8 protein-coding genes are annotated in these 11,898 nt (G+C 72.7%); 4 read left to right on the top strand and 4 right to left on the bottom strand.

Translation table 11 applies throughout. The features are described from left to right. Nucleotides 1-6: 6 nt before the first annotated feature. Nucleotides 7-474, bottom strand: coding sequence for a hypothetical protein (locus KXC43_RS07835; RefSeq protein ID WP_221375294.1), 468 nt, complete (start codon nucleotides 472-474; stop codon nucleotides 7-9). Nucleotides 475-544: 70 nt separating this feature from the next. Here KXC43_RS07835 and KXC43_RS07830 point away from each other — a divergent pair, with 70 nt between their 5' ends. Both KXC43_RS07830 and KXC43_RS07825 read left to right on the top strand, forming a co-directional pair. Then, entirely contained in the window at nucleotides 545-1,468 is a 924-nt protein-coding gene (locus tag KXC43_RS07830; RefSeq protein ID WP_221375293.1) for a cation diffusion facilitator family transporter, read from the top strand. Nucleotides 1,469-1,549: 81 nt separating this feature from the next. Beyond that, complete coding sequence (locus KXC43_RS07825) at nucleotides 1,550-3,901, top strand: M4 family metallopeptidase (RefSeq protein ID WP_221375292.1); 2,352 nt, start codon at nucleotides 1,550-1,552, stop codon at nucleotides 3,899-3,901. 5 nt (nucleotides 3,902-3,906) lie between these two features. Here KXC43_RS07825 and KXC43_RS50615 read toward each other — a convergent pair whose 3' ends face one another. The 3 genes from KXC43_RS50615 to KXC43_RS07810 are packed head-to-tail and all read right to left on the bottom strand — an operon-like array spanning nucleotide 3,907 to nucleotide 8,209. Continuing rightward, the gene (locus KXC43_RS50615; RefSeq protein ID WP_221375291.1) at nucleotides 3,907-5,307 is read right to left on the bottom strand and encodes a sensor histidine kinase; all 1,401 of its coding nucleotides are present in this window, start codon (nucleotides 5,305-5,307) and stop codon (nucleotides 3,907-3,909) included. Beyond that, on the bottom strand, nucleotides 5,304-6,017 hold the full coding sequence (locus KXC43_RS07815) for a response regulator transcription factor (protein ID WP_221375290.1): 714 nt from the start codon (nucleotides 6,015-6,017) through the stop codon (nucleotides 5,304-5,306). Before KXC43_RS07815 ends, KXC43_RS50615 begins: the two co-directional genes overlap by 4 nt. Beyond that, nucleotides 6,017-8,209, bottom strand: a complete 2,193-nt coding sequence (locus KXC43_RS07810) for an MMPL family transporter (protein ID WP_221375289.1) — start codon at nucleotides 8,207-8,209, stop codon at nucleotides 6,017-6,019. The genes KXC43_RS07815 and KXC43_RS07810 overlap by 1 nt, the downstream gene beginning before the upstream one ends. A gap of 158 nt (nucleotides 8,210-8,367) precedes the next feature. Here KXC43_RS07810 and KXC43_RS07805 point away from each other — a divergent pair, with 158 nt between their 5' ends. Then, nucleotides 8,368-9,021, top strand: coding sequence for a TetR/AcrR family transcriptional regulator (locus KXC43_RS07805; protein WP_221375288.1), 654 nt, complete (start codon nucleotides 8,368-8,370; stop codon nucleotides 9,019-9,021). A 102-nt stretch (nucleotides 9,022-9,123) separates the two neighbouring features. Then, nucleotides 9,124-11,835 carry a PQQ-dependent sugar dehydrogenase gene (locus KXC43_RS07800; RefSeq protein WP_221375287.1) on the top strand — a complete coding sequence of 904 codons (2,712 nt, stop codon included), beginning with the start codon at nucleotides 9,124-9,126 and terminating at the stop codon, nucleotides 11,833-11,835. Nucleotides 11,836-11,898: the final 63 nt, after the last annotated feature.

The raw sequence follows: 11,898 nt of genomic DNA, 5'->3' as shown, positions 1-11,898 counted from the left end.
GGTCCGTCAGGCCGGGGTCAGCAGGCGGGCGAACTGATTCGCCAGCAGGGCGCCGCTGTGGCCGACGGCCGAGAACGTGCGGTCGTGACCGTCCGCCTGATGCAGGGTGACGGTCACCTCGCCGTTGTCGGCCCGGCTGGCGGCGTTCAGCACGGAGGCCGCCGCGATCGTCCGCACCGGGCCCCGGCCGCGGTCGCTGGCGATCGTGACCAGCCACCAGGCCAGGCCGCCGACCACGCCCACCGCGAAGACCGCGCCGCACACGACCCAGAGCGCGACGTCGAGCCAGGAGGGGCCGCGGTCGGCCGCCGTGGTGGCGACCAGAGCCAGGCCGACCGCCAGCAGCAGCCCGCCGGCGCTCGCCTTCGCGGCCTGCTGGCGGGCCGGCCGCACCTCGTGCACCTCGACCTCGTCCGGGGTGAAGCGCAGAATCACGAGCTGGCCGGTCTCGGTGCGCACGCGCGGAACTCTCACCCGGGAAGCCTAGACCGCGGAAGACGTATAATAGAGTACGCATATAAACATGGGTTGGACGGCGGTTCGGATGGGGCACGACCACGGTGTGCACGACCACGGTGTGACAGCAACCGGCCGGCACCGGGGGATCCTCGCGGCCGTTCTCGGCATCTCGGTGGTCATCTTCGCCGTCGAGGTCGTCGGCGCGATCCGCACCGGCAGCCTCGCGCTGCTGGCCGACGCCGGGCACGTGCTGGCCGACGCGGGCGGGGTCGCGCTGGCGCTGGGCGCCACCCTGCTTGCCGCCCGGCCCGCCTCGGGCCGGCGCACCTTCGGCTGGGCGCGGGCCGAGATCCTGGCCGCCGCGCTCAACGGCCTGATCCTGAGCGGCATCGGCGTCTACGTGTTCATCGAGGGCGTCCGCCGGCTGATCGACCCGGCCGACGTCGAGCCGGGCGGCATGGCCCTGTTCGGCGTGATCGGCCTGGTCGGCAACCTGATCGGGGTGGCGCTGCTCTACCGGGCCCGCGCGGCGAGCCTGAACATGAGGGGCGCCTTCCTCGAGGTCGCCACCGACACCGCGACCTCGGTCGGCGTGCTCCTCGCGGCCGGCGTGATCGCCCTGACCGGGTTCACCCGCGCCGATCCGATCGTCTCGGTGCTGATCGGGATCGTCATCGTGCCGCGGGCCGGGAAACTGCTGCGCGAGTCGCTCAGCATCCTGCTCGAGACAGCGCCGGCCCACGTCGACCTCGACCGGATCCGCGATCACCTCACCGGGCTCGACCACGTGCTCGACGTGCACGACCTGCATGTGCTCACCGTCACCTCGGGCCTGCCGGTGCTCAGCGCGCACGTGGTCGTCGACGACTCCTGCTTCCACGACGGCCACGCCCCGCAGTTGCTCGACGCCATGCAGACCTGCCTGACCGGCCACTTCGACGTCGAGCACTCCACGTTCCAGCTCGAACCGGCCGGTCACGCCGACCACGAACACCCCACCCACCGCTGACCCGGGCCCGCGCACCGGGACGATAAACATCGAAGAAGTCCGCTATGTTGCCTCGACTGACAACGGGGGAACGGGGAATCAGTGGCGGGACGACGCCTTCTGACCGGCGTGGCCGGCATCATCGCGGTGGTCGCCGCGAGCGCCGCGGTCGTGACAACGAATCAACCGGCCGTGGCCGCTCCGGGGCCGACGGTGCCGCCGGCACGGCAACGGGTCGCCACCGACGCCAAGTCGCTGGTCCACCGCGACCCGGCCCTGGTGCGGGGCGGACCGGACGAGAAGTACACGGCCCGCAGCGTGCTGGTGGACGCCGACGGCACGCGACATGTGCGCCTCGACCGCACCTACCGGGGGCTGCCCGTGCTGGGTGGCGACTTCGTCGTGCACTCCCACGCCGACGGCCGTCTCCGCGGCGCCACCGTGGCCCAGAAACAAGCCATCAAGGTGCCGACAAAGCCTGCCGTCTCCGCAGAGAGGGCGGCCACCACCGCGAAGATCCCGGCCGGCAAACGGACCGCTGCTCTCGTCGTCGACGCGACCTCGGGCCGGCCGGCGCTGGCCTGGAGCATCCTGGTCGGCGGCCGCGACGAGAGATACATCGTGGACGCGGCAACCGGCGCCCTGCGGCGCAAGGTCGGCACCGTCCACACGGCCGACGGCACCGGCCACGGACTGCTCGCGGGCCAGGTGCCGCTGAGCACCACCCGGCGCGACGACGGAAACCACGAGCTGGTCGATCCCGGCCGGGGCAACTCCGAGACCCGCGACGGTCAGAACCGAGTCGGTCCCTCGCGCGAGGAGACGGCGCCCTTCGTCGACGCGGACAACGCCTGGGGCGACGGCACGATCGCCGACCCGGCCACCCTGGCGGTCGATGTCCACCACGGCGTCCAGCAGACCTGGGACTACTTCCGGCGCACCTTCGGCCGCAACGGGATCGCCGACGACGGCCGGGGCGCACTGGCCGTCGTCCACGACCGCTCCGCCGACGGCAACGCCAGCTGGAGCGACGCGTGCTTCTGCATGCGGTTCGGCGCCGGCGACAGCTGGAGCAAGGCGCTGACTTCGCAGGACATCGTCGCCCACGAGTGGGCGCACGGGGTCACCGGCGCGACCGCCGACCTCGAGTACTGGGGGCAGTCGGGCGCCCTCAACGAGTCGACGAGCGACATCTTCGGCACCCTGGTCGAGTTCGCCGCGGCCAACCCGGCCGACCCGCCCGACTACCTGATCGGCGAACTGACCGACTTCGGCGGTCCGGGGTTGCCGCTGCGCTACATGGACGACCCGGCCCGCGACGGGGAGTCGGTCGGCTGCTGGGACGGCGACGTGCGCGACGTGCACTACCTCTCGGGCGTACCGAACAAGTTCTTCTACACGCTGGCCGAGGGCAGTGCGAAGTCCGCCTGGGGTGAGTCCGTTCCGTGCGAGGGCGCCGCTGCGGTGACCGGCATCGGCCGCGACAAAGCCGGGGCGATCTGGTACCGCGCGCTCACCCGCTACATGGTCTCCACGACGTCGTTCTCCGACGCGCGCCGTGCCACCCAGAAGGCCGCCGAGGAGCTGTACGGGAAGACCAGCGCCGAATATTCCGCTGTTGTCGCCGCCTGGACCGCCGTCCATGTCGAGCTGGAGCCGCTGCCGCCGGCCTTCCCGACCATCGTGGAGATCGAGGACCGGAAGGACCCCGTCGGGGAGGCCCTGCGCCTGCAGGTCGAGGCCGGCGATCCGGCCGGGGAGCCGTTGCTCTTCACGGCCCAGGGCCTTCCCGCGGGCCTCACCATGAGCGACGACGGCCTCATCACCGGAACGCCGGTCGAGGACAAGCGGACGGTCACGAGTATCCGGGTGACCGATCCGGGCGGATACTCGGACCAGACCACCTTCCTGTGGTCGATCGTGGCCCCGCCGGTCATCGAAAGTCCCGGACCGCAGCAGCACCGGGTCACCGACAGCGTGGAGCTGCGTCTGCGGGCCGAAGACCCCGACAGCCCCTTCACGTGGTCGGTCACCGGATTGCCGGACGGGCTGAACGCCAACGAGTACGGCACCATCAGCGGCTCGCCCACCAAGGAGGGCACGTTCGAGGTCACCGCCACGGTGACCGACTGGGACGGGTCCACCTCGTCGGTGACCTTCACCTGGACGATCACGGAGGCGCCGCCGCCGGCCCCGGTTCTGTGGATGGTCGCCTTCTGGTCCGGCCCGGAGGTGTGGGTCCACTGGTCGTGGCCGGACGACCCCGACCTGATCCAGGCCTACGAGCTCACGGCGCAGCCGGGCGGCGCAACCGTCCTGGTCGAGGACGGGTGGGCCTTGTCGGCAGCGATCGAGGGCCTCGACCCGGCCCAGCAGCACACCGTCTCCATCGTGGCGGTCTACCGCGACGGCCGCCGCAGCGAGCCCAAGACCGTCGAGGTCTGGGAGGAGTAGCCGGGTCAGCCCGGCGGGCCGGTCCAGGCGGTGCCGGCGAGGGTCACCGTGGTGCCCTGGCCGACCTCGGAGCGGACGGTCACCCGGGCGCCGTGAGCGCCGGCGATCGCCTGGACGATGGCGAGGCCCAGGCCCGAGCCGCCGTAGTCCCGGCTGCGACTGGCCTCGGCCCGCCAGAACCGGTCGAACAGGCGCGGCAGGTCGCCGGCCGGGATGCCCGCCCCGTCGTCGGTGACCGCCACCCGCGACTCGTCGCCCGACCGGTCGAGCGTCAGGCGGACCCGGGTGCCGGGCGGGTTGTGCTGCACGGCGTTGCCCACCAGGTTGCGCAGAACCTGCAGGAGCCGGGCGGCGTCGCCCAGCACCGGCAGGCCGGTCGGCGGCGCCGTCAGCGCGATGTCCAGATCGGGATGGATCACCCGGGCGTCCTCGACCACGCTCTCGGCCAGCGCCGCCAGGTCGAGCGGCCGGGTGTCCAGGGGCCGGCCGGTGTCCAGGCGGGCCAGCAGCCCCAGCTCCTCGACCAGCAGCCGGATCCGGCCCACCTCGTCCTCGATCCGTGCCACCGCCTGTTCGAGGTCCTCGCCGCTCAGGCCGCCCTGCCGGTAGAGCTCCAGCCAGCCCGAGATGGTGGCGAGCGGGGTGCGCAGCTCGTGCGAGGCGTCGGCGGCGAACGTCCGGGCGCGGCTCTCGGCGCGGGCCTGGGCGTCGAAGGCCCGGTTCACCGCGGACGCCAGCACGTCGGTCTCGGCATTGCGGTCCGAGACCGGCAGTCTCTCGTCGCGGGAGCCCCCCGCGATGGCGTCGGCCGCCTCGGCCATCCGGGACAGGGGCCGCAGGCCGATCCGGAGCACGACGACGGCCAGGGCGGCCAGGACGACCGCGGAGAGCGCGGCGATCGTGGCCAGGGTGCGGACGAAACCCACCGTCGTGGCCCGGTCGATGGTGGCGTCGTTCACGAGGATCAGGTCGGCGACCTCGTCGGTCTCCCGGTCGAGATACGTCATCCGCATGCCGGGCGTCGGGATCCGCACGGCCACCACCTCGTCCCGCGTCTCGAGAAGCTCGCCGGGGGTGGCGGCCCGGGCCAGCGCGGCCAGCTCGTACTCCCGTCCGGCGCTCGTCCCGATGGCGAACAGGATCCCGCCGTCGCGGCCCAGGCCCATGATGCCCAGCGGCGGGCCGAGCATCGTCTCGAACTGGTCGGCGTTGATGGTCTGCGGGCCCGACCGGACCAGCGCCGCGATCCGGTGCTCGTCGTCGCGCAGCTTGGCCACCGACCGTTCGACGATGTAGTCGTTGACTCCGAAGGCGGTGATCACGCCGCTGGTGGCCAGCGCGAGCACGAGCAGCACCAGGAAGCCGGCCAGGAGCCGGCCCCGGATGCCCGCCCGCCACCGGCTCACTGCTTCGTCCCGGGCCGGTGCCGCAGGGCGTAGCCGAAACCGCGCACGGTGTGGATCAGCGGTTCGTGCCCGTCGTCGACCTTGCGCCGCAGATTCGAGATGAACCGCTCCACGACCACCGAGTCGCCGCCGAAGTCGTACTGCCAGACCGCCTCGAGGATCTGCGCCTTGGACAGAACCTGGCCGGGGTGGGTGATCAGCAGGTGCAGCAGCTTGAACTCGGTCGGCGACAGCGCCACGAGCCGGTCGCCCCGGTGCACCTCGTGCCGCTGGGGGTCGACCGACAGGTCGTGGAAGACCAGGGCCGCATCGGCCGGCACGGCCGCGCCGCGGGAACGGCGTAGCAGCGCCTCGATGCGCGCCCCGATCTCGACCACGCTGAACGGCTTCACGACGTAGTCGTCCCCGCCCAGTTGGAGCCCGCGCACCCTGTCCTCGACGGCGTCGCGCGCGGTCAGGAACAGCACCGGCACCCCGATCGACTTCGACCTCAGGAGTGTGACGACGTCGAACCCGGTGCCGCCCGGCAGCATCACGTCGAGCACGATGACGTCGGGCGAAGCGGTCCGCACCCGTTCCAGCGCCTGCGGGATGTCGGCGGCGACCTCGACCTCGTAGCCGGCGAAGCGCAGGGCGGAGGTCAGCAGACCACGGATTCCGGGATCGTCGTCGACCACGAGGACGCGGTCGGGGCGTCCGGCGCCGGCCATCAGCCGACCAGTTCCGGTTCGCGGCCGGCGGGCCGGTCCACGGTCACGTCGTGGCCTTCGACGTCCACCTTCGGCACGAACCGTTCGAGCCGGCGTGGCAGCCGCCAGGCCCGGTCGCCCAGGAGCTTCAGCACGGCGGGAACCAGGGTCAGGCGGACCAGGAAGGCGTCGACGAGCACGCCGACAGCCAGCGCGAAGGCGATCGGCATGACGTTGGGGTCGCGGGAGAACAGGAAGCTGACGAAGACGGTGACCATGATGACGGCCGCGGCCACGACGACCCGCCCGGCGTTGCGGCTGCCGGCCCGGATCGCCTCGTGCGCGTCACCGTGCCGGGCGTAGTGCTCGCGCATCGCCGAGACCAGGAAGACCTCGTAGTCCATGGCCAGCCCGAACAGGACGGCCATCACGATGATGGGCGCGAAGCTGGGCACCGGACCGACCAGCGGCACCCCCAGCGCGTCGGCCAGCCAGCCCCATTGGAAGACCGCCACCATCGCACCGAAGGCGGCCCCCACCGAGAGCAGGAATCCGGCGGTGGCCTTCAGCGGCACGGTCCATGACCGGAAGGCGACCAGCAGCAGAAGCAGCGAGAGGCCGACCACGACGACAGTGAACGGCACCAGCGCGCCGTTGAGCTTGTCCACGGCGTCGAGGCCGACCACGGTCAGGCCGGTCACGGCGACGTAGTTGCCGGTTCGCGCGCCGATCGGAACGAGGGCGGCCCGCAGGTCGGCGACCAGGGCGCTGGTGGCGCTGTCGCGCGGACCGGTCCGCGGCACGATCTCGATGATCGCCGCCTGCTTGTCGCTGGCGGTCGCCGGGCCGTTGACCTCGGCCACGCCCCGCAGCGGCTCGGCGGCGGCGATCACCGCTGCGGCGGTCGACGCGATCGTGGCGGCATCGCCCTCGACCAGGACGGCCAGTGTGCCGTTGGCGCCGGGACCGAACGCGCCCGCGATCAGGTCGTAGGCCTCCCGGGGTTCCGAGCCGGGTGCGGCGGAGCCGTTGTCGTTCAGGGCCAGTTGCAGCTGTGCGGCCGGGACGGTGACGACGGCGAGACCCAGCACCACGGCCACCACGACCTTGCGCGGATGCCGGATCACGCCGTCCACCCAGCGTGCGGCCAGGCCGCGCTGCGCCGGGTCGAGGACACGACGGGCCGCGCGCGACCCCGGCTTCGGCCGCAGCCGCTCGCCCGCGAGTGCCATCAGCGCCGGCAGGGCGGTCAGGGCGAGGAGGACGGCGACGGTGACCGCCCCGGCCGCGGCCAGCCCCATCGAGGTGAGCATCGGCACGCCGGCCAGGGTCAGCCCGGCCAGGGCGATGACCACGGTCAGGCCGGCGAACAGCACGGAACTGCCCGCGGTGGCGAGGGCCAGCGGGATCGATTCGGCCACGCCCAGGCCCCGGGCGAGCTGGGCCCGGTGCCGCGAGACGATGAGCAGCGCGTAGTCGATCCCGACGGCGAGCCCGAGCATGAGGGCCAGGGTCAGCGCGTTCTGGGAGACGTCGAACACGTTCGCGGCGAGCAGCGTGCCGGCGGCCGAGCCGCCCACGCCGAGTGCCGCGGTGAGCATCGGGATCCCGGCCGCGAGCATGGAGCCGAACGTGACCAGCAGGACGAGCAGGGCCACGCCGAGGCCGATCGTCTCGGGCAGGCCGAACGGCTCGAGCTCCTCCTCGAAGGCGTCACCGCCGAACAGCACCCGGCCGCCCTCGTCGCCGAACCGCTCGCCGTAGGGGCTGCCGGTGGCCCGGACCGCCTCCTGCAGAGCGGGTTCGACCTCGGTGCCGGCCGGCAGGTCGAAGCCCACCTCGGCCACGGCGATCCGGCCGTCGCCGGAGACACGCTCGAGCGGATCGCCCACGTCGGCGACGTGCTCCGCGGCCCGCATCCGGTCGAGGACGGCCCGCATCGGTCCGGTGACTGCTTCGTCGTCGATCCGCGCGCCGTGGGGCGCCACGAACACGACGTCACCCTCGATGCCGTCGGCCCCGGGAAAGTGCTGCTTCACCTTGTCCAGCGCGACCTGGCCGGGGGAACCGGGAATCGCGTGACCGGGCGAGAACGAGCCGGCCGAGCCGAACGCCAGCAGCAGGGCGGCCGCCACGACGGCCAGGGAACTGCCCAGGAAGGCGAGCCGGCGCCGGGCTGCCAGAGCCCCGAGCCGATACAGAAACTTGGCCACAACAGTGCCTTTCGTGACAGGAGTGGAAGACCTCCACAGCCTCACGAGCGACCTTGAGGGTGGGCCCGCGCTGTTCTTGACGACTTCTTGACGGTGTATCTGGACAGTGTGAGTATTGGGCCGCCCGTCACTGCTGTCAACGTGCCAGGATCGGGGTCATGGCCGAGAAACGTCCGCGTGCGCGGGCCACGTACCACCACGGCGACCTGCGTGCCGCCCTGATCGCGGCCGGAATCGACCGGGCCCGCACGGGTGGCCCGCAGGCGGTCGGCCTGCGCGAGGTCACCCGGGCCGTCGGCGTCGCGCCCAACTCGGCGTACGGTCATTTCCCGACCCTGACCGAGCTGAAGCGGGCCGTCGCGCGTGAGGCTCGGGTCGCCATGGCCGAGGCGATGAGCGCCCACCTCGACTCCGTGGCCGTGTCCGGCCACCCGGGGGAGGCGGCCGAGGCGTACCTGCGGGAGGTCGGCCGGGCCTACGTCGGCTACGCCCTGGCGGAGCCCGGTCTGTTCCGCATGGCCATGGGCGGCGACCCGACCGGCATCCGGGTTCCCGCGGCGCCGGGCGGGGACGACGACGACCGGCCCCGGCCGAGGTTCCACCTCGAGCGCGCGCTCGACCGGCTCATCGCCGCCGGCCGGCTGCGACGGGAGGACACGGGCCGGGCCGTGATGGCGAGCTGGGCCACCGTCCACGGGTTGTCGATCATGTTGCTCGATCTGCTGCCCCAGCTCCCCGCGGCCGCGAAGCAGGCGGCCGTCGATGACGCGCTCGACGTGCTTGTAGCCGGTTTGACCAGGTCACGCCCCTGACAAGGGTTGGTCCCGGTTGGTGGCCGATGGGTCGGCTGTCGCAATTACCGGCTGCCTGAATCCCCATCGGACTCCGGCCGCCGGTGTGCGACGTTGTCGCTCATGGGTCGTCTCCGGGTTGTCGCCGCCGTGCTCGTCGTGGCCGGGATCGCGGTGCCCGCGGCGCCCGCGGCAGCCGCGGTCACCCCGCTGGCGAAGGTGAATTTCCAGCCCGCCGGATCCGTCGTGCCGGCCGGATACGCCGCCGACAGCGGCGCCGGATTCGCCGCCGCCCGGGGGTACGGCTGGGTGCAGCGGGGGACGGGCGCCCCCCTCGATCTGACCCGTAACACCCGCGACAGGGCCCGGGCCGGCATCGACGCGCGGCTCAACACCGTGGTGCACCTGCAGTACGGCGACGTCGGCGGGACCAGCGGCGTGCTCACCGAGGGGGCCTGGGAGCACTCCGTGGCCAATGGCACCTATCAGGTGACGGTGTCCGCCGGCGACCAGCCCGCGTACGACAGCCGGCACACCGTACGGGCCGAGGGTGTCACGGCGATCGACGGCTTCGTCTCCACCGCCGCCGCCGAGTTCCGGTCGGCCACCGTGACGGTGACGGTCGGGGACGGCCGGCTGACCCTCGACGCCGCCGGTGGCGTCAACACCAAGCTGAACTACGTCGAGATCAGCCGGGTCACCGCGGACTTCACACCGCTCAAGGTGGACTTCTCGGACGCGGCCACCGCCCCGGCGGCCGGCTATGTCCGCGATTCGGGTGGCGCGTTCACGGCAGCCCTCGGCTACGGCTGGATCGACCTGGGCGAACGCACCCCGGTCGACCTCACCGGCAACGGCCGGAACCGCAATCCGGCCGCCGGACAGGCCGACGCCCGGCTCGCCACGTTCGTCCACGCGCAGCTCCCGGCCGGCTCGGCCGGTGTTTCCACCCCGGGCGCGTGGGAGGCCGCCGTGCCGAACGGGCTCTACACGGTCACTGTCGCGGTCGGGGACGCGGGCGCCGCGATCAACAGCACGCACTGGGTGTCCATCGAGGACCAGAACGCGATCGCCGCCTTCACTCCCACCGCCGCCACGAAGTTCGCCACGGCCACCCGGACCGTGCGGGTCACCGACGGGCGGATCACGGTCAGCCCGGCCGGTGGCGTCAACACCAAGTTCGCGTACGCCGACATCGCCGCCGTCGCGGGCGCCGGGTCCGTGCCGGCCGTGCGCACCAGCACGCCCGCCAACGGCGCGACCGGCGTGCCGCTGACCGCCAGCGTCGTCGAGGATCTGGTGCTGCCCAACGGCGGTGTGCGGGCCGCCTCACTGACCGCGTCGACCGTCACCCTGACCCGGCTGAGCGACGGCGTCCCGGTGGCGGCGACGACCATCACGAGCGGCGGCGGCGACGTCGTCAACCTGTCGCCGACCGCCCCGCTCGCCCCGCTGACGCCCTACCGGTTCACCGTCACCGCGGGCGTCACCGACGTGACCGGGCAGCCGTTCGCGCCGTACTCGATCGTCTTCACCACCGGGAGCGGCAGCACCACCGGCGGCCCGATCGCCTTCGACAAGACGGTCGGCGTGGCCACCGGCGCGCCGTTCACCACGGTGGTCAAGGGCCCCGACAACCGCCTCTACGCGGGCACCCTCGACGGGCGCATCTTCCGGTTCCCGATCACCTCCGGCGGCACGCTCGGCACCCCCACGGTCATCAATTCCGTCCGTACGAACGCTTCCGCCCTCGGTCTGCCCGGCGCCCCCGCCCGCACCGTCATCGGCATGGCGTTCGACCCCGCCTCGACGGCCGCCGCGCCGATCCTGTGGGTCACGGACAACTACGAGTACGTCGGGCCGCTCAACGTGCCCGACTGGTCCGGCCGGATCGGGCGGCTCAGCGGACCCGACCTCGGCGCCTACACGCCGGTGGTCGTCGGCCTGCCCCGGTCGGTGAAGGATCACGAGACGAACTCGCTGGCGTTCGGTCCGGACGGCGCGCTGTACGTGTCGCAGGGCGCCAACAACGCGATGGGCGCCCCCGACTCGACGTGGGGCAACCGGCCGGAGCGGCTGCTGAGCGCGGCCGTGCTGCGCCTCGACCCGGCCCGGTTGCCGGCCACGCTGCCGTTGACCGTGAAGACCGAGGAGGGCGGGGCCTATGACCCGTACGCGGTGGGGGCGCCTCTGACTTTGCACGCGACCGGCGTCCGCAATGCCTTCGATCTGGTCTGGCACCGCAACGGCCATCTGTACGCGCCGACCAACGGTTCGGCCGCGGGCGGCAACACCCCGGCCACCCCGGCGACGCTGCCCGCCTCGTGCGCCCGCCGCGCCTACACCGCCCCGGCCGTGCCCGCGCTGACCAACGTGCCCACGGCCGAGACCGACTACGTCTTCGACGTGCGCCCGGGCCGCTACTACGGGCACCCGAACCCGGTGCGCTGCGAATGGGTGCTGGCCGGCGGCAACCCCACCGCGGCGACCGATCCGTTCCAGGTCGGCGCCTACCCGGTGGGCACAGCTCCCGACCCGAACTTCGACCTGGCCGGCACGTACGACGCGGGCCTGCACGCCTCGGCCAACGGCGCGGTCGAATACCGCGGCGGCCTGCTCGACGGCAAGCTGCTGGTGGTCCGCTACTCGGCCGGACAGGACATCGAGACGTTCGACGTGTCCGCATCGGGCGCACTGTCCAACCGGACGACCGGCATCCCCGGTCTCACCGGCTTCAGCCAGCCCCTCGACGTGACCCAGGATCAGGCCACCGGCTTCCTCTACGTGACCGAACTGGGCGCCTCGCGCATCACGCTGCTGAAGCCCCGGCCCTGAGCGGGTCGCCGTCTCGCAGGGTGTCCGCAGCTTCCGGACAGCACGCTGCCGCCGGCTGTGGGC

The organism is Paractinoplanes polyasparticus, from assembly GCF_019710575.1.
GTDB lineage: Bacteria > Actinomycetota > Actinomycetes > Mycobacteriales > Micromonosporaceae > Actinoplanes > Actinoplanes polyasparticus.
Note: the sequence above shows the minus strand (reverse complement) of the source record. Positions and strands in the feature narration are given on the sequence as shown.

Bases quoted from the DNA above. Each gene is read 5' to 3' on its own strand.
- KXC43_RS07830 (WP_221375293.1), top strand. From the start codon at position 545: ATGGGGCACGACCACGGTGTGCACGACCACGGTGTGACAGCAACCGGC.
- KXC43_RS07815 (WP_221375290.1), bottom strand. From the start codon at position 6,017: ATGGCCGGCGCCGGACGCCCCGACCGCGTCCTCGTGGTCGACGACGAT.
- KXC43_RS07805 (WP_221375288.1), top strand. From the start codon at position 8,368: ATGGCCGAGAAACGTCCGCGTGCGCGGGCCACGTACCACCACGGCGAC.
- KXC43_RS07800 (WP_221375287.1), top strand. From the start codon at position 9,124: ATGGGTCGTCTCCGGGTTGTCGCCGCCGTGCTCGTCGTGGCCGGGATC.